18 protein-coding genes and 1 pseudogene are annotated in these 17,395 nt (G+C 39.9%); 9 read left to right on the top strand and 10 right to left on the bottom strand.

The features are described 5' to 3' along the window. The first annotated feature begins 10 nt into the window (after positions 1 to 10). The 4 genes from CWM22_04940 to CWM22_04925 are packed head-to-tail and all read left to right on the top strand — an operon-like array spanning position 11 to position 2,868. Positions 11 to 328 (top strand): PadR family transcriptional regulator, encoded by a 318-nt coding sequence (locus CWM22_04940; protein AUC91292.1) that lies wholly within the window; start codon positions 11 to 13, stop codon positions 326 to 328. Next, entirely contained in the window at positions 325 to 1,437 is a 1,113-nt protein-coding gene (locus CWM22_04935; GenBank protein ID AUC91291.1) for a hypothetical protein, read from the top strand. The genes CWM22_04940 and CWM22_04935 overlap by 4 nt, the downstream gene beginning before the upstream one ends. A gap of 11 nt (positions 1,438 to 1,448) precedes the next feature. Then, positions 1,449 to 2,027 carry a DUF1700 domain-containing protein gene (locus tag CWM22_04930; protein ID AUC91290.1) on the top strand — a complete coding sequence of 193 codons (579 nt, stop codon included), beginning with the start codon at positions 1,449 to 1,451 and terminating at the stop codon, positions 2,025 to 2,027. Continuing rightward, the gene (locus CWM22_04925; protein AUC91289.1) at positions 2,014 to 2,868 is read left to right on the top strand and encodes a hypothetical protein; all 855 of its coding nucleotides are present in this window, start codon (positions 2,014 to 2,016) and stop codon (positions 2,866 to 2,868) included. The genes CWM22_04930 and CWM22_04925 overlap by 14 nt, the downstream gene beginning before the upstream one ends. 36 nt (positions 2,869 to 2,904) lie before the next feature. On the opposite strand, the gene CWM22_04920 is transcribed toward CWM22_04925, so the two are convergent. Both CWM22_04920 and CWM22_04915 read right to left on the bottom strand, forming a co-directional pair. Next, positions 2,905 to 3,264, bottom strand: a complete 360-nt coding sequence (locus CWM22_04920) for a DUF1304 domain-containing protein (GenBank protein ID AUC91288.1) — start codon at positions 3,262 to 3,264, stop codon at positions 2,905 to 2,907. Between the two features lie 19 nt (positions 3,265 to 3,283). Next, positions 3,284 to 3,709 carry a transcriptional regulator gene (locus CWM22_04915; GenBank protein AUC91287.1) on the bottom strand — a complete coding sequence of 142 codons (426 nt, stop codon included), beginning with the start codon at positions 3,707 to 3,709 and terminating at the stop codon, positions 3,284 to 3,286. 161 nt (positions 3,710 to 3,870) lie between these two features. Between CWM22_04915 and CWM22_04910 the strand changes: the two genes are divergently transcribed. From CWM22_04910 to CWM22_04900, 3 genes are read left to right on the top strand one after another with little or no spacing between them, the layout of a single operon-like run. After that, a complete protein-coding gene (locus tag CWM22_04910; protein AUC91286.1) occupies positions 3,871 to 4,629 on the top strand; it encodes a threonine/serine exporter in 759 nt (252 codons plus the stop codon). A gap of 3 nt (positions 4,630 to 4,632) precedes the next feature. Further along, entirely contained in the window at positions 4,633 to 5,085 is a 453-nt protein-coding gene (locus CWM22_04905) for a hypothetical protein (GenBank protein ID AUC91285.1), read from the top strand. A gap of 56 nt (positions 5,086 to 5,141) precedes the next feature. Further along, positions 5,142 to 6,335, top strand: coding sequence for a cation transporter (locus CWM22_04900; protein ID AUC91284.1), 1,194 nt, complete (start codon positions 5,142 to 5,144; stop codon positions 6,333 to 6,335). Positions 6,336 to 6,834: 499 nt separating this feature from the next. Here CWM22_04900 and CWM22_04895 read toward each other — a convergent pair whose 3' ends face one another. The 7 genes from CWM22_04895 to CWM22_04865 form a co-directional block, all read right to left on the bottom strand. Next, complete coding sequence (locus tag CWM22_04895) at positions 6,835 to 7,956, bottom strand: IS110 family transposase (GenBank protein ID AUC91283.1); 1,122 nt, start codon at positions 7,954 to 7,956, stop codon at positions 6,835 to 6,837. A 164-nt stretch (positions 7,957 to 8,120) separates the two neighbouring features. Continuing rightward, complete coding sequence (locus tag CWM22_04890; protein ID AUC92842.1) at positions 8,121 to 8,957, bottom strand: glutamine ABC transporter substrate-binding protein; 837 nt, start codon at positions 8,955 to 8,957, stop codon at positions 8,121 to 8,123. Between the two features lie 20 nt (positions 8,958 to 8,977). Continuing rightward, positions 8,978 to 9,610 carry an amino acid ABC transporter ATP-binding protein gene (locus tag CWM22_04885; protein AUC91282.1) on the bottom strand — a complete coding sequence of 211 codons (633 nt, stop codon included), beginning with the start codon at positions 9,608 to 9,610 and terminating at the stop codon, positions 8,978 to 8,980. 9 nt (positions 9,611 to 9,619) lie between these two features. Next, complete coding sequence (locus CWM22_04880) at positions 9,620 to 10,261, bottom strand: amino acid ABC transporter permease (protein ID AUC91281.1); 642 nt, start codon at positions 10,259 to 10,261, stop codon at positions 9,620 to 9,622. Positions 10,262 to 10,411: 150 nt separating this feature from the next. After that, positions 10,412 to 12,223, bottom strand: coding sequence for a glutamine--fructose-6-phosphate transaminase (isomerizing) (gene glmS, locus CWM22_04875; protein ID AUC91280.1), 1,812 nt, complete (start codon positions 12,221 to 12,223; stop codon positions 10,412 to 10,414). 188 nt (positions 12,224 to 12,411) lie between these two features. Next, a complete protein-coding gene (gene lepB, locus CWM22_04870) occupies positions 12,412 to 12,954 on the bottom strand; it encodes a signal peptidase I (protein ID AUC91279.1) in 543 nt (180 codons plus the stop codon). A gap of 42 nt (positions 12,955 to 12,996) precedes the next feature. Continuing rightward, on the bottom strand, positions 12,997 to 13,614 hold the full coding sequence (locus tag CWM22_04865) for an esterase (protein AUC91278.1): 618 nt from the start codon (positions 13,612 to 13,614) through the stop codon (positions 12,997 to 12,999). An 84-nt stretch (positions 13,615 to 13,698) separates the two neighbouring features. Between CWM22_04865 and CWM22_04860 the strand changes: the two genes are divergently transcribed. Then, positions 13,699 to 14,808 (top strand): FAD-binding oxidoreductase, encoded by a 1,110-nt coding sequence (locus tag CWM22_04860; protein ID AUC91277.1) that lies wholly within the window; start codon positions 13,699 to 13,701, stop codon positions 14,806 to 14,808. Between the two features lie 196 nt (positions 14,809 to 15,004). Continuing rightward, positions 15,005 to 16,758, top strand: a pseudogene (locus CWM22_04855) (IS5/IS1182 family transposase). 155 nt (positions 16,759 to 16,913) lie between these two features. Here the strand turns inward: CWM22_04855 and CWM22_04850 are convergent. Then, a complete protein-coding gene (locus CWM22_04850; protein AUC91276.1) occupies positions 16,914 to 17,240 on the bottom strand; it encodes a hypothetical protein in 327 nt (108 codons plus the stop codon). Positions 17,241 to 17,395 lie beyond the last annotated feature (155 nt).

Here is a 17,395-nt window from a genome sequence, read left to right as displayed (position 1 = left end):
AGGTGAGTTTATGTACTACCCCGTATCCTCTATCTTGATTGAATTTCTGGTATTAGCCATCGTGGAAAAGCAGGATTCCTACGGCTATGAAATCAGTCAAACCATCAAGATAGTTGCTGATATAAAGGAATCCACACTCTACCCTATTTTGAAAAAATTGGAAAAGGCTGGCTATGTCACCACCTATACCCAAGAATTTCAAGGGAGAAAGCGGAAATACTATACCATCACTCCTGCTGGACGTGAACACCTCCCCTTCCTGCAGGGTGAATGGAATAGCTACAAAGACCATATTGACGGAATTATAGAAGGGAGCTTACGAAAATGACACGCGCAGATTATTTGAACCAACTGGAACAAGCATTATTTCAACTTCATCCAAGTGCCAGACAGGAGGCTTTAGACTACTTCAATGAGTATTTTGACGAAAAGGATAACGACGAGGAAGCTATTATAGAGCTAGGAACACCTGATGAAGCAGCAAAAGAAATCATTGCCAATCTACCTGAAGATGCCCTAATCACCGAGAAAGACCAAGCAAGTCCACATTCATCTAAACCATTTGATTTCAACTTTGATTTTGATTTTCAATTTGACTGGGAGAATTTTTTCAACAATTTCAAACATTCAGCCTATCAAGCTAGGGAAAGAATTGAATTGACGGCGAAGATCGAAGAATTACCTGAGTTTTCAAATCTACAGATTTCGCTCGAAGATCAGGCCCTTAGTGTTCAAAGTTATGAAGGAGAAGCTGTCTTATTGCACAATCCTGTTTCAGAAGATGGGAGCTACCAGGCTTTTGACTATCAACTGGTTCATGATAGTTTGTACATATCTAGCAAGCCACTCCCTGACCAGCTCTACTTCTCAAACAATCAAACCAGCTCTGCTATTCTCAAAATCCCTAAAAAACTACTGCCCCTTACTAGTCTCAATCTGAAAACGACAGATAGTAGTCTGACGACGGCGGCTGTGCAGGCGAGCGAACAGCTAGTCATCAATGCAAAAGATAGCAGCATCAGCATGACGAAAGTGAGCTGCCCAAGCTCTGCTCTACGGTTAGAAGACTCTACACTAACTATCTCAGATGGACAGCTGAGCGAGTTAAAATTGGAAGCCAGCGATGCTGTTATCACTCTCTCAAGCATGAGCCTTTCAGATGCAAGGATAACATTAGAAGACTGTGTCTGGAAGTTGAAGGATTTTGTCCTTGAAAAGAGCCTTAACTGCCAGGCTGAAGATTCTGTCGTAACCTATAAACCAAGTACAGACATCAGTTTGGACATCTGGGAGGAGGATTCTAGCCTTAAACTTCCAAAGGATAAGGCCTTTACAATGATGAAAGAGGATGACATCACTCATCTCAGCTATAAGCAAGAAAATAGCCCTGCTCAGCTAGTTATTCATTGTCAAGATTGCCAGCTTACTGTTGGATAAAGGAGGTTCCCATGAAGCGCAAGGAATATTTACAGAAACTCGAAAAACATCTCAAACACCTGCCAAAAGAAGATTTTCAAGATACCTTGGACTATTTCAATGAGTTTTTCGATGAGAAAGAAAACGATGAGCAAGCTATTCAAGAGCTAGGCAGTCCAAAAGATGCAGCCCGTGAAATTCTAGCCAATCTCTATGATAAAGAGAAGATTGAGGATAAGCCAAATACCCGCAATATGGTCTGGTTGACCATCCTCGCTATCCTTGCCGCACCCGTCGGCATCCCCCTAGCCATTAGCTTGGTCGCCCTCTTCATCATCCTTCTCGTGCTCATCTTCAGTGTCTTCCTACTTCTTATCTCACTCTGGATTGTCCTCCTCAGCCTGGCAATCGCCCAGCTACTCCTCGCCTTTGACCTCTTCACACTATCATGGTCTACCTCCCTGCTCTTCACAGGCCTCGCCATCATCTGCTTGGCCCTCACACTATTGGGTAGTAAATTCACTCTAGACCTTGGAAGCAAAACCTTCTTGCTTGTTTTACATTGGATACAAAGAAAGATCCGCAAAGGAGGCTACTATGAAACAGCTTAAGCCATTTACGAAAATCAGTCTGAGCCTGTTCACTCTTGGCACAATTCTCAGCCTCATCGGCTACTTTGCTGGTGGTTGGACAAATATGAAAAACATTGGCGAAAACTATTTTCAGCCCCAAACGGCAAGTTTTACGGATATTCGTTCTATAGAAGTTAATGAAAAACTGTCCATTATGCCCTCGCCTGACAACCAATTCCACCTCCACTACTACCGAAATCAGCACAAAGGCATTGACCTACTCAGCCACCAAGTTCAAGATGGAAAATTGACCATTTCTAGTGCCTATCAAGGCATCGTTACTTATGATGGTTTACTCGAACCTATCTTACATCTTGTCAATGACCAGAATATTGCCTACTACCAACCTGTTTTACAGATCCCCAAAAACAGCACAATCGAAACACTCTCAGGCAACCTTCAAGGAGACCTTTATCTGGATAAAGTAACTATTCAAAATCTTGAACTCACTGCTGAAGATGGGGACATGTTGATTGAAAACAGTCACATCAGTCTTAGTAGACTATTACACATCAATGGAGAAGTTACAATCAAGCAGTCCACTTTAACAAGTCCAGCGGACATCACAGATACTACCGGAAGTATTCTAACTGTCGAGGATGGGGATTTTAAAGCTGAAAACTTAAAACTAGAAGGAAGACATAACATCAGTAATTACAATGGTTCGATTGACATTTCTCTTCATCCCCAAACAAAAACTGACATCCATATAGATGCCAGTCAAAATAATCTGGGAATTGACCTTCCAACCTATTCCAATCCCCAAGCCACTAATTACCTCCATATCTCTACACTAGATGGAGAACTGAATATTCAGTAATTGCAAAAAGCCCTCCTCAACGGAAGGCTTTTTAACCTATTTAAACAACAAAATAGAAATTAATGCCAAGATTGCTGGTCCACCTTGGGTTAAGATGATTTTTGGACTAGAAGTCGCTGCTCCGTAGCCTGCTGCTCCAATAACAAACAAGACAAAAATAGTTGTCACTTCAAGGTTACCTGCGAAAATTCCATAGATAAGGAAGACGGCCAACAAACCATTATAGATTCCCTGGTTTTTAAATAGGGTTGTCACAGACTTACGTTGTAATTCTTCCTTCTCCATATTGAATACGCGACTAGTAGAGCCTGAATGGGTCGCAAAGGTTTCCAAATACATGATATATAGGTGCTCAATAGCTACGATACTAGCTAGAATAGTGGTAAAAATAGACATAATGTCTCCTCTCAAAAAATTATATAGGTAGATTTTGCAAGCCAATCAACAGTTTATCAAGAGTGGCTAGGAATTGCTCGCTCTCCTCAACAGTTAGAATCTGATTCATCGAAGTTTTGATAGCTTGGTGGTGGGCAGAAGGATTCGTGATTAGCGCTTCTCTAGCCTGCTCAGTTGGCCAGACAAGTACTTCTCTCTGATTGTCAGGATTTCGCTTGCGAATGATATAGCCGCTCTCCTCCAACAATTTGAGATGACGCGTAACCGCTGCGCGGTCTATCTGAAGCCGCTCCTGCAAAGCCAACTGATGCAGGGGTGCATCTTTTAGTAATGTTTGCAATATTGAATAGCGTGTCAAACTGATTCCCAACTGCTTTTCAAAAAGATTGGAAATCGTCTCATCTGCCACTTTCAATCTGTATAACAAATCTTCCATTTCTTGCATTATCTACCTCTTTTGATTGATTAATCAATCGTTGATAAGTCAATTATACTACAATCCGAACAATTTTCAACTATTTTGCCTATCTATTAAAAAAATATGTTGCCTACACCTATATTTTGTTATAATTAAGAAAATAACTAGCAGAGGGATGGGACTTACTTATGGAAAACACTCCTAGACTAAACTTGGTCATAGACGTGCTCATGCTCGCTGGTGCCATTTTGGCACAAAGCGGTGCAGAAATTCACCGAGTTGAAGATACCATGATTCGGATTGCACATTCACAAGGAATTGAACAGGCCAATGTCCTTGCCATCCCTGCTGCTATCTTTTTCTCCATCGACCATACGAATATTTCGCGTATGAAACGCATTGTCAATTCAAATTACGACATGCAGAAAGTTTGTGACGTCAACCAAATCTCCCGTTCCCTAGCCAATGAAGAAATCAGCCTAGAAGAAGCTTGGAGCCAATTAAATGCAATCAAACAACAAAAGCCACCTTATAACAATATCCAAATAACCTTAGCTGCCGTAGTAGCCGCACCATTTTTTACCATCATGTTCGGAGGTTCTCTTTTAGATGCAGCAGGTGCTGTCCTCGCAACAGCTTTAGCTTTCCCTATCTCACTAATTGTCGATCGCTATATTGGAATTGATTTTGTCACCACCTTCGTTGGCGCCTTTGTCTTCTCACTCACCTCTTATTTATTAAGCGCAACCACTACTCTCCCCATTAATCCTAACCTGATTAATGCAGGGGCAGTCATGCCTTTTGTACCAGGGATTGCTTTTACAAATGCTGTAAGAGACCTCATGACCAATCATATCAATACAGGGATGACCAAATTTTTCCAAACAGCGCTTATTATCTTATCGCTCGGTGCAGGTACAACTGTGGCCTTTATGCTTGTGAGGTAATCTATGACACCAGTTCACTTCTTATTACAGGCACTCGCCTCTTATATCGCTATTGCAGCCTTCTTAATTGTTCTCAATGTTCAAAGAAAAATGCTGGTCCCTGGTGGACTCCTAGGCATGCTTGTTTGGCTTATTTATCTTTTACTATTGGAACCAACAAATGTCTTGATTGCTACCTTTTTCGCGGCAATTATCGGATCCTGTGTCAGTCAAATCATGAGTATTTGGTTAAAAACACCCTCCGTCATCTTTTCATTGGCTATACTTGCACCACTTGTTCCAGGCTATCGAGCCTACATGACCACGACTTATTTCGTTTCTGGGGACCACGCTCAAGCCCTAACCAATATCACTACCGTCTTAACTTTAGCCTTAGTCATTCCCATCGGTATGGCCAGCGGAACAATATTATTACGCCTTTATAAGGTTCTTCGAACCGGCAAAAAAGCAGCCTAACCCCTTGAAAATAAGGGGCCTTTTTGTTAAAATGAAAACTTATCAAAGGAGATGCTATGAACCAAAACGTAACCAATTTAAAACTTGCTGAACGTGGTGCCTTGCTATCTATCGGTGCCTATATCGTCTTATCAGGTATCAAACTCGTTGCAGGACAGCTCTTTCATTCGGATGCCTTACGAGCAGATGCCTTCAATAATATTTCTGATATTATCGGTAATATCGCTGTACTTGTTGGACTAAAAATGGCACAGAAACCAGCTGATACCGATCATAAATTTGGACACTGGAAAATGGAAGACTTGGCAAGCTTGATTACATCCTTCATTATGTTTGTCGTTGGTTTTCAAGTACTCTATGATACCCTCCAAAAACTAATCAGCAATTCTTCTATCGAAGTAGACATTATGGGGGCCATTGTCGGAATTTTTTCTGCACTAGTTATGTTAGCTGTTTATTTATATAATAACCGCTTGGCAAAAAAAGTACGTTCCAAGGCCTTAGAAGCAACTGCCAAGGATAATCTATCCGATGCAGTCACTTCCATAGGAACTTCTATCGCAATCTTTGCTGCAGCTTTCAACTTCCCTATTGTCGATAAAATTGCAGCCATCATCATTACCTTCTTTATCCTAAAAACAGCCTACGATATTTTTATGGAAAGCTTCTTTACCCTATCTGATGGATTTGATGAAAACTTATTGAAAAAGTACGAGGAAGATATTCTCAAACTCCCAAAAATCGTTTCTGTCAAATCACAACGTGGTCGGACTTATGGAGCCAATATCTACCTTGATGTTGTTTTAGAAATGAATCCAGACTTATCCGTTTATGAAAGTCATGAAGTGACTGAGCAGGTTGAGCAACTCCTAACACTCAAACATGGAGTTTTTGATGTGGATATTCACGTAGAACCATCTGAAATTCCACACGATGAGATGTATGAGCATGTGTACGACAAACTCTTCCGTTTTGAAACAGAGATACAAGCACATGCTAATGGGTATGAAGAATTGATTGACGATCAGTATCTCTTAATTGATGCCAAAGGCCGCTATCGAAATAAAACTCAGATGCTTGCCGACCACCCCATCCAAACCACGTATTTATCCAATTACCAAATGACCTCCATTAGCCAAAAATCAAAATTAGTTACGTTTGAAATTGGTGATTATGTTCATACGTCACTTTGGCGCCGTCATGAAAATTGGACTGTTATTTTCCACCAGATTTCAAAGAAACAAGCCTAGTCGAATGACTGGCTTTTCCTTTATAGTCGAATGAATTAGCTTTCAGACAAGGAACTGAGGCGCAGGCTATACTAAAGTATAGCAAGACGAAAGTGACGATGTATCAAAGTTAATTCAAATGACTGATATGTAAAGCCCTTTGTCAAGTAAAAACAATCGAACTGATTAAAAAATGAAAAGTATCTAGAAAGAGCCTAGTTCTTAGCTTCGGGCATTGGCCACTCTGATATTCGTGGATTGGTTACCTACAGGTCAATGGTTCTGCCGCGAGTCCTACTCTCTATAAGCGTGGATCACAATTGTGCCACTTAGTCATTTCGTAGATGACTCAAACCTTGAAGTCCTAAACTCCTTCAAGATACTTTCCATTCAAACATGATTTCAATCCTTATTTCTGTCCAAATTCACCCAGTGATTTTGGATAGAAATAGGGATTCCTCATCGCTCTGCGATGATAAAACTTAATGGTCAAAAGTGTACATGAAAACAAGCGCTAACTTCAAGCTATTCTTCCTGTCATCATCCCCCAAATAAAACCAGACAATTCTCGTGCAATAGCTGTTTTAGCAACATTTTGTTTCTTATTTTTTCCTAGAACAAGTGTGCGATAACGTCTTCTTAAGCGTTCATTAGCCTTATCCGCATAAGCAATCACCTCCACTCGGTTTCCACTTTGTCTCCGTTTCAATTCTTTGGATTTATACCCAATCGTCCCCTTAGCCAATGATTGTGCAGCTTCTATCAGAAGTCGTCTCACATGGCTATTCCCAGCTTTGGTGATAGCACCTCTTCTCTCCTTGTCACCGCTAGAATTTTCGTTAGGAGTTAGCCCAAGATAGGAAGCAAAATGTTGAGCTGTCGCAAAGCGGTTAAAATCACCGATTTCCGTCACAATGGAAAGTGCGGTTAGTGTTTTAATGCCAATAAAGCAAGAGAGCCATGAGACCTTCTCTTGATAACTGTCGCTTTGACCCAGTTGCTCAATTCGCGCATCATACCGTTCTATTTGATCTACTAATTTCTCATAGGTCAATAGGTATTCTGTCAAAATCTCTGCGTAAAGTCCATCAGGATTTAGGGAATGGAGCCAGCGGACATGTTTCTGTGTCCAATTACTGCTTCCCTCGGTATAGCGAAAATCATGTCGGAGACAGAAGGCAAGAATTTGTTGTTTGATTTTCTTCAGAGCCACTTTGTGGTCTGTTCTCATGCGGATATATTCTTTGACTTGTTCATCCTCAACAGTAGGAATATGAACAGGCCGATAGCTACGAAAGGCCAGAGCTTTTGCGAGCTGAGCTGCATCTTTTTTATCAGTCTTAACACGCTTAGATCCTTCCTTCATCACCGTTGTAGGCGCCATCACGATACAGGGAATCCCGTGAGCTTGTAGCTGGTGATATAGGGTAAATCCAAGACATCCGGCTTCGTAGCCACATAACACTTCTGCATCTTGACCATATAAACGACGAAGCTCATTCACATAGTTCACAATATAGCTAACATTTGGACCAACTTTAGTGCTATGTTTGAATTGATTCGCCATCATATCATAATAGCAGAGTGAAAAACTTTCTTTGTGAACATCCATTCCGATGAAAAGTGTGGTAAAATGAAACATATAAGACCTCCAATTGAGTGTGGTAATTCCTGTTAGAAGTTGATTGTTTTTTTTATTCTAGTGTACAGGTAAATCCACGAATTCTCAACTGGGGGTCTTTACATATTGTCTATACCTTAAATTTGGGTTTTAAAAAAGAGCACTAGGCTCTTTTTCTTATATTATTATTTTTTTACTGCATCGGTTGCAACATCCTCACCAAACCATTTTTGGGAGATTTCTTGGAATTTACCTTCTTTATATAATTCAGCAAACGCCTTATTAATGTTTTCTACGAGTGTCGTATCTGATTTACGAGCACCGACTGCAAAGGCTTCATTTTCAAAACCTGCATCAATGATGTTGTAATCTGCGATAATTCCCTCTTGTTGCAAGTAATAATTTGCATACACACGGTCAATCAAAAGACCATCAATACGATCGTTTTTCAAGTCAATCAAGGCTTCATTGAAGGTCGCATACTGACTTGCATCCTTATTTTGAACAATATCTTTCAAAATAGCTGGTTGTGATTCAAATACTGAATAGCCAGATGAACCTGCTTGTGCACCTAAAATCTTATCCTTCATATCAGATACTTGGCTAATATTGGAAGATTTTTTAGTTACAAGAACTTGTTGGTTATCCATATAGGGATTTGTGAAAAGAACTTTTTCCTTACGCTCATCTGTAATAGAATAACCATTCCAAATTAAATCAATATTCCCGTTATTCAATTCAGTTTCTTTCAAATCCCAGTCAATTGGTTGCCATTTTACAGTAATTCCATATTTTTCAAAGACTGCATTAGCCAAGTCAATATCAAACCCTGTGTAAGAACCATCTGTCTGTTCAAATCCCATTGGAACAAAGGTCTTATCAAAGCCAATCGTAACGGATTTTTCAGACTCGTAGGCTGTCCAATTATCAGACTTAGTAGCCGAATCATTGGAGCCACAAGCAGCAAGAGTTAAAGAAGTTACAAGAGCAAAAGCTCCAAGCATCATTTTTTTAATATTCATCATCATATTTGTTCCTTTTCTTAGTGTTTCGGTTCAATTTTGATGATTTCATCTGCGATATTCTCAGCAAACTGCATATCATGGGTGACCACAATTTGCGTGATTCCAGTAGCCCTATTTTCAAGAATCAGTTTTTCAACTTCTTTTCTTAATTCAGGGTCTAGGGCCGAAGTTGGTTCATCATAGCCGATAATCTCAGGATCAATCATCATCGCACGCGCCAAGGCCACACGTTGTTTCTGTCCACCCGATAATGAAAATGGGTAGGCAGTTGCGTGGTTAGCAAGTCCAAGAGTATCCAAGAGTTTAAGGGCCTTGTCTTCCGCCTCTGAACGCGACATATTTTGCGTTTTCATAGGAGAGAGAACCAAGTTTTCCAATACGGATAGGTGCGGGAAAAGCTGGAAGTCCTGGAAGACAAAGCCCAGCAAATGTCGTTTTCCCAACTCCTCTAATGGCAGTTCTTGACCATTATACATCAAAGTTCCTGAATCAATAGTCTCTAAACCAGCCAACATCCGTAAAAGAGTTGTCTTACCACCGCCAGATTGACCAACGATGGCAACAATTTTCCCTTCTGGAATGACCAAATCATAGTTGGAGAAAATCTGTTTATCTTCAAAGCGTTTTGACAAATTGCGTAACTCTAACATGACTTCCTCCTATCTATAATAATCAAATTTCTTTTCTACTTGTTTAGAAATCAGTGTTACCGCACCGATCATCAATAGGTAGATTGCACCTGCGATAAACATAGGCGCCAAGCTGGCATCACGATTGGCAGCAGTACGACTAGCCAACAACAAATCGCTAACCCCAAGTGCATAGACCAAAGAAGTATCCTTTACCAAAGTCATGACTTCATTGAAAACACTTGGCAGAACAATTTTCACAACCTGCGGTAAGACAATGTAGCGAATGGTCTGAACAGGGGTAAATTTCAATACCTTAGCAGCTTCATACTGACCTTTTGGAATAGCTTCAATACCACCACGGAAAATTTCAGAGAAATAGGCCGCATAGTTGAGCGTAAAGGCCAGAATCACAGCAGGCATTCGGTCAAATGTAATACCAACACTAGGTAAAACATAATAAACAAAAATCAGTTGCAAGAGCAAGGGAGTTCCACGCATAATTAAAACATAGAAATGCAATAGCCATTGCAAGGGTTTAAATTTTATTTGCATTAAAAATGCAAGAACAGCTCCCAGAGGCAAGGATAGTATCAAAACTAGAAAAAATACTTGCAGGGAGACCACCGCTCCATTTAATAGACTGGGCAGAACTTCCAAAACATAATCCATAGAATTCTCCTAAAAGAGTGATTAGGTTATAGTATATCAGAAAATATCTTGTATTTCAAAGAATTTTTCAGAATTTTTAATAAATTTAACAAAAATTTGTATATTCTTTCATCGAATTGAAAAAAGGTCCGAAATCCGAACCTTTTCTCCCTATTCAACAGTTACAGATTTTGCCAAGTTACGTGGCTTATCAACGTCCAAACCACGTTGTAAAGTCGCATAGTAGGCAATCAACTGAGTTGGAACAACCATTGCAATAGCTGACAAGAATGGGTGAACTGTTGTAACAGTGATATCATCTTCTTCTTTAGCTACTGCTTCATCTACGATTGTTAAGACATTGGCACCACGCGCCACTACTTCCTGAATATTGCCTCGAGTATGGCTTGCAAGGTGTGGGTGATTTGAAATCAAGGCCAAGACAGGAACACCGTCTTCAATTAATGAAATGGTACCGTGTTTCAATTCACCTGCCGCAAAGCCTTCACATTGGATGTATGAAATTTCTTTCAATTTCAAGCTGGCTTCCATAGAAACGTAGTAGTCACTACCACGACCGATATAGAAAGCGTTGCGAGTAGTCGATAATAGTTTTTCAACTTTTTCAGCAATCACATCTTTTTCTGACAAGCTGGCCTCGATAGATTGAGCTACGATGGACAATTCATGTACCAAATCAAATTCTTTAGCGTAGGCATTACCATTTGCATCGCCGACAGCCTTAGCCAAGATTGCCAATGTCGCAATCTGTGCAGTATAGGCTTTTGTAGAAGCTACTGCGATTTCTGGACCTGCATGGAGCAACATGGTGTAAGTCGCCTCACGTGATAGAGTAGAACCAGGAACGTTAGTCACAGTCAAACTTGGGATGCCCATTTCATTCGCTTTAACCAATACCTGACGGCTATCAGCTGTTTCACCAGACTGGCTAATCATGACAAAGAGTGGCTTTTTGCTCAAGAGTGGCATGTTGTAACCCCACTCAGATGAAATTCCCAACTCTACTGGTGTATCGGTCAACTTCTCCAAGAAATCTTTAGCGGCAAATCCTGCGTGATAAGACGTACCAGCAGCCAAGATATAGATACGGTCAGCTTCTTGTACTGCCTTAATAATATCCGCATCAACTGTAATTTGACCTTCTTCATTTGTATAGGCGCTAATCAATTTACGCATAACAGTTGGCTGCTCATCAATTTCCTTGAGCATGTAGTATGGATAAGTTCCCTTACCAATATCTGACAAATCAAGCTCAGCTGTATAGCTACCGCGCTCAATAGCATTGCCATCATAGTCCATAACTTCTACGCTATCTTTCTTCACGATAACCAATTCTTTGTCATGGATTTCCATATATTCACTTGTCTCACGAATCATAGCCATGGCATCGGAGCAGACCATGTTATAGCCATCACCCAATCCAATCAAAAGTGGAGACTTGTTTTTGGCAACGTAAATAGTATCTGCATCATTAGCATCAATCAAAGCAAAGGCGTATGAACCTTGGATGATATGAAGTGCTTTTTTGAAGGATTCCAAAGTAGACAGACCTTCCTCAGCAAATTGACCAATCAAGTGTGCAGCAATTTCTGTATCTGTCTGCCCTTTCAAGTCATGACCTGCAAGATACTCTTCCCTGATTTCTGCATAGTTTTCAATCACACCGTTGTGGACTAGGATATGTCCAGCAGTTTGAGAAGTGTGAGGGTGAGCGTTGTTCTCAGTTGGCTTACCATGAGTCGCCCAACGAGTATGACCGATCCCTGTTGTCCCTTCAGTCTTATCGCCAACTTTTGCAGACAATTCTGCAATGCGACCAACAGCTTTCACAAGATGAGCTTGCTCACCACCCGTCACAAAAATACCTGCTGAATCATAACCACGGTATTCTAATTTTTCAAGTCCTTGAATCAAAATATCAGTTGCGTTTGTATTTCCTACAACACCAACGATTCCACACATACATGTCACCTACGATGTTTGTTAACATCGGCTTTCATTTCTTTAAAAATTGGTCTAGTCTAATTTATATCTAAAAAGACTAGTGAAATCAGTATATAACAAGTTTTTATCCTTGTCAACATTTTAATTGGTCTAGTCTAATTTCAAAATACAGTTCCAGTCATCTCAACACAATAAAAAAGCTGATTCTACTGAACCAGCCCTGTCTTAATAAAACCAAATTCTGAAAGTGGACTAATCCGAAAAGTCAGTCTACCAACAATATCCTCACTAGAAATCAAACCAAAACTACGACTATCCTGTTGATTCGTTCGTACATCATTCAACACCAAATAGTGCCCCTCTGGAATGACATTGTACTTTCCATTTGTCAAGGTTTCCAATGTAAAGTCATCTGTATAACTTTCTTGTGAATGAGGTGTTTTTAAATAGTTCTCGGTAACAATAATATCATTACGATAGAGAACATCGTCCATATAGGTAACCGTCTCGTTTTCCAATGCAATCACACGACTCACATACTCTTTTCCCTCATGGTTATACAAAATAAAATCTCCATGAATCGGGCGGACATTTCGCACCGTCATGATAAAGTCATTTTCCTTCAAATAACTATTTGCCATCTCAGGGGTAATCGTGACTGGCTCAAGTAACCAAAATCGTAGGCCAATGATTCCCAAAATCAATAAGACCAATAAACTGATTTGTTTTATTAAATCTCTTTTTACCATAATCTCTCCATTTCACTAGTATTATACCACAATTTAGAGCCATTAGTGTCTGAGATGCTGGTAAATCTCTTCAGCAATAACTTGATTTCCTAGCGGTGTCAAATGAAGACCATCGCTATAGTATTCAAGATGTCCCTCCGTCACAGTGTAAAGGTTAATAACTGGTAAACCAAGTTCGTTTCCGATAGCTGGGATAATTTTTTGTAATTCATCTTCAATAATTTGATTATTCAATCCAAAACGACTGGTTGGCACGTAAGGCGGGATGACTAAATAAACATCCGGCTGGCTTGGTAAATCCATATACTGCTCTGCCATTTCCCTATACTCTCGAATAAACCTCTCTCTATTCCAATATGGTCCTCGGCTATCGTTACTACCAATCATGATGATGACAATATCTGCTTCACTCTCAAGTGAAAGTTGGGCATTCTTCTCTTTAAAGTAAGGAAAATCTGCAGTTGACTGAAGTGAACGCCCACTCAATCCGTAATTTGAAACTTGATAGTGATGCCCAAGTTTCTCAGCTAGAATACAAGGATAGGCATCTTTTTCCCGATTCTCCAAGCCATATCCATAAGTCAAACTATCTCCGACTGTTGCAACTTTTACGGCCCCACTTCCAACGGTTAGGACCTCAGGATACATTATATCTGACACACGAACTCCTCAATTTTTCTTATTTTCTATTGTATCATGTTGAAAAAAATAAATAAACTTCTAAATTTGTGATATAATTAACTTATGAAAAAACAAGTTATTATTATAGGCGGAGGAATTGTTGGCTCTACTGCAGCCTTTTATCTCTCCCAAGAAGAACAAGTCCATCTTACTCTCATTGATTCAGGTATTGGAACAGCCACACGAGCTGCCGCAGGTATCATCTGCCCATGGATGGCTCAGAAAAAAAATAAAGACTGGTATAAGCTGACTTCCGATGGTGCTGTTTTCTACCGTCGATTGGTAGCCGATTTGGAAAAATTGGGTGCTACTGAAATTCCATTCAAACAGACTGGAACCATCGGCCTAAAAAGTAAGCCTGAACTACTTGATAAAATCCAAAAAATTGCCGAGGAACGTCGCGTAGATACTCCGACTATTGGCGAAATTACTCCGCTTATAGGCTCGGAAATTAACCAGTACCTGCCACTACTTAAGCCAGACTACTTTGGTATCCATTTAGAAGGTGGCGGTCGTATTGATGGTGGGCGTTTGATTGATATTCTTCAGGAACAATTTTTGAAAAATGGTGGTACACGTATCTACGGACAAGCAAAACTGCTCGACAACCATACTGTCGAAGTAGATAATCAAGTGCTTACTGCTGACCATATTATCTTAGCCACAGGGGCCTGGTTGCCACATATTCTTGAACCTCTTGGTTATCAAGTGGATGTTCGACCACAAAAAGGACAATTGTTCGAATTAGATACAGAATTCGATACCGACAATTGGCCAGTTTGTATGCCTTACGGAGAGATTGACATCCTACCATTTGAAAATGGAAAAATCATTATTGGTGCAACTCATGAAGATGATATGGGCTACGATTTAGAACTAGACCCTGAAAAAATCCAAGCCATGCATGATAAAATAGCTGAATTCATGCCTGATTTGGCAAACTATCCTGTAGCCAGAACTCGCATTGGAACGCGCGCCTATACTTCAACTTATTCACCATTCTACGGAAATATTGAGGATATGCCTAATGTCTGGGTAGCTAGTGGTCTAGGCTCCACCGGTCTGACAAATGGTCCAATTATCGGTTGGCAAATTGCTAAAGAAATTCTCAACCAAGAAACAAACTTTGACCGTACACCATATTCTCCAAATAGATATATTCTCAAAAAATAAGATACGATACGTTTAGATTCTACTAACCCTTTAAATGTAGATACTAAGACTAGTTTGTTATCTAAGCAGTCAAAGAGGCTGGGCAAAAACTAGTTTCTCACAATAAAAAAACGAGCAATTCCAATTAGGAGTTGCTCGTTTTCCATTTCATGCTTTATAATTATAATAACGACAAAACAACTAGAAAGGCATGAAAATGTATAAACAGTATAACACAAATCAGCTTAGTTTGGAATTAAATATTGCTTGGGACTTACCTGCTACACATGAGGCACGTCTGATTAGTCAGTTTGTGGATACCATTCCTCAATCCGTTCTATTGGAAGAAACTTCCCACACAGGTCGTCCAGCCTTTCATCCAGCTATGTTACTTAAAATGACCCTGTTCGCCTATGCTCGTCAAGTATTCTCTGGTCGGAAAATCGTTCAAATGAATGAAGAAGTTATCCCTATGAAATGGTTGAGTCAGGATACCTACATCTGTTATCGAACTATAAATAGTTTTCGGGCTAGCACACATGCCAATCAGCTCATCAAAACTGCCTTCATCTACTTCACTCTCCTCCTCAGAGAGAATGGATTGATTGAAGATGAGGCTCTCTTCATTGACGGAACTAAGGTAGAAGCTGATGCCAACAAGTATTCTTTCACGTGGAAAAAGGCCGTTGAACGCTATGAAGATGCCTTGAAAGGAAACATTTCTGCCCTTTATGACAAGCTAGTTCAAGAAGGGGTGAATACTGCCTTGTCCAAGGAAGAATGCCTCACTAGCGAGGGGCTGACCCAACTCCTACAAGAAACCGAACAAGTATTGGACGAGGTGGAAGAAGCTATCTCACAAGAGCCTAAAGTCATCAAAGGTGGCTCAGCCAACAGACAGAAACGAAGAAGAATTAAGAAACTCAAGAGAAAGTTGAAAGAGGATTTTCTTGTTCGGAAACAGAAGTACGAACGGGATAAACAGATTCTACAAGAGCGAAATTCCTATTCTAAAACGGATCATGATGCAACATTCATGAAAATGAAAGAAGAAAGAAACAGTCTGGGGATAGACTGTTTCTTCACGAGCCTTGAAATAAAAGAGCGAGTATGAAGAATGGCCAGCTCAAGCCTGGTTACAACCTCCAACTTGGCACAAACAGCCAGTTTGCCTTAGCTTACGGACTGTTTCCGAATCCAACTGACACTCGTACACTCAAGCCTTTTCTTCAATCCATCCAAACCCTAGAACTCTTTCAACACATTGTCGCAGATGCAGGTTATGGTAGTGAAGAAAATTATAGCTTTATCGTTGATGACCTGGAGAAAACACCTCTGATTCCCTACGGAACATATCAGAAAGAGCAGAAGAAAAGCTACAAGAAGAGTGATGCCAATCCTGAAAACTGGACCTACTTAGAAGATTCTGACCAGTGGATAAAACCAGATGGGGTTGTCTACTCGTTTAAGAATTATTCACGAAGAACGGAGCAGAATGGATTTGAGAAAGATATTAAGATTTACGAAGCTGATCCAGTACAAGCTAGCGAGGAATTGGACCAGTTAGCACGGACAGAAAAAGGTAACCTCAAACAAATTCAGTATAATCCTACGTAGAACTATTTCAAGAACTTAGTCAAAGATAAATTGACAAGTAAAGAGGGGGCCCGCATTTATGCCAAACGTAAGGTGGATGTCGAACCTGCATTTGGTAGGATGAAGGGTGTTTTTGGCGTGCGCAGAGTGCATGTCAGAGGACAAAAAGTGGTTGAAACTGAGATAGGATTCCTCCTAATGAGCATGAATCTCACGAAATTGGCTAAGAAAATAGTCCAAGATAAGAGAAATAAAAAGAAAAACACAGACGGTTCAGCTGGATTTCATCTGAAGCAGCTCAATCTATCTGTGTTTTTTTATTTACTGGCTAGTTTTTGCCCAGCCTCGTTTCCATTAACAATCATATTAAAATGAGCTAATTTTTAACAAATTTTAAACCTTATCCTAGCGACGGAAACTTGGGTCTAATTTGAATGATTTATTCTCTACAATGTTCTTCGCTGAACCGTAAGGAATTTTACTAATTATCTCAATGCGGAATTTCTTTGCACCTTTTAAATCTGCATCCGTCAAATTAGCTGCATAGTCTCCAGATGGTGTTTGATCGAGCGGATAACATAGTTTTCACCCAAAATAAAGTAAACATCTGGTGCTTCTGCATATTTTTGTTTTAGTTTTACAACTACTCGTTCACCTGGAATACCTGTTTTTTGTGACAATGTCACATCCACAGCTGAGCTGCGGCAGTAAGTAACTGTTTCTTTTGTATTATATTTTACGTAAGTATTTGATTCAGATGTATTGGCGCTAACAACAGGAGCAAGCGCTGTAAGTCCTGTACTCATGCAGGCTACTGAAAGCATGGCAAAATTTTTCATTTTCTTTGAAAAGTTCATAACAGTTTCTCCAATTTCTATTATCTTGTATTTATATCATTTAAACTCAAACTATAAAATAGCAATATGATGAACTAATCCTACTGGAATAGTTTCCTTAGTCCGTAACAATTTTTTCGAATGCACTCTATTGATTGTTACAAGATAATTTTAAT

This window comes from Streptococcus suis, assembly GCA_002831545.1.
Lineage (GTDB): Bacteria > Bacillota > Bacilli > Lactobacillales > Streptococcaceae > Streptococcus > Streptococcus suis_P.
Note: the sequence above shows the minus strand (reverse complement) of the source record. Positions and strands in the feature narration are given on the sequence as shown.

Excerpts from the sequence above, each read along its gene's own strand:
- CWM22_04885 (AUC91282.1), bottom strand. The coding sequence starts at position 9,610 with ATGTTAGAGTTACGCAATTTGTCAAAACGCTTTGAAGATAAACAGATT.
- CWM22_04935 (AUC91291.1), top strand. The coding sequence starts at position 325 with ATGACACGCGCAGATTATTTGAACCAACTGGAACAAGCATTATTTCAA.
- CWM22_04900 (AUC91284.1), top strand. The coding sequence starts at position 5,142 with ATGAACCAAAACGTAACCAATTTAAAACTTGCTGAACGTGGTGCCTTG.
- CWM22_04880 (AUC91281.1), bottom strand. The coding sequence starts at position 10,261 with ATGGATTATGTTTTGGAAGTTCTGCCCAGTCTATTAAATGGAGCGGTG.
- lepB (AUC91279.1), bottom strand. The coding sequence starts at position 12,954 with ATGGTAAAAAGAGATTTAATAAAACAAATCAGTTTATTGGTCTTATTG.
- CWM22_04860 (AUC91277.1), top strand. The coding sequence starts at position 13,699 with ATGAAAAAACAAGTTATTATTATAGGCGGAGGAATTGTTGGCTCTACT.
- CWM22_04895 (AUC91283.1), bottom strand. The coding sequence starts at position 7,956 with ATGTTTCATTTTACCACACTTTTCATCGGAATGGATGTTCACAAAGAA.
- CWM22_04925 (AUC91289.1), top strand. The coding sequence starts at position 2,014 with ATGAAACAGCTTAAGCCATTTACGAAAATCAGTCTGAGCCTGTTCACT.
- CWM22_04915 (AUC91287.1), bottom strand. The coding sequence starts at position 3,709 with ATGCAAGAAATGGAAGATTTGTTATACAGATTGAAAGTGGCAGATGAG.
- CWM22_04930 (AUC91290.1), top strand. The coding sequence starts at position 1,449 with ATGAAGCGCAAGGAATATTTACAGAAACTCGAAAAACATCTCAAACAC.
- CWM22_04905 (AUC91285.1), top strand. The coding sequence starts at position 4,633 with ATGACACCAGTTCACTTCTTATTACAGGCACTCGCCTCTTATATCGCT.
- CWM22_04890 (AUC92842.1), bottom strand. The coding sequence starts at position 8,957 with ATGAATATTAAAAAAATGATGCTTGGAGCTTTTGCTCTTGTAACTTCT.
- glmS (AUC91280.1), bottom strand. The coding sequence starts at position 12,223 with ATGTGTGGAATCGTTGGTGTTGTAGGAAATACAAACGCAACTGATATT.
- CWM22_04940 (AUC91292.1), top strand. The coding sequence starts at position 11 with ATGTACTACCCCGTATCCTCTATCTTGATTGAATTTCTGGTATTAGCC.
- CWM22_04910 (AUC91286.1), top strand. The coding sequence starts at position 3,871 with ATGGAAAACACTCCTAGACTAAACTTGGTCATAGACGTGCTCATGCTC.
- CWM22_04920 (AUC91288.1), bottom strand. The coding sequence starts at position 3,264 with ATGTCTATTTTTACCACTATTCTAGCTAGTATCGTAGCTATTGAGCAC.
- CWM22_04850 (AUC91276.1), bottom strand. The coding sequence starts at position 17,240 with ATGAACTTTTCAAAGAAAATGAAAAATTTTGCCATGCTTTCAGTAGCC.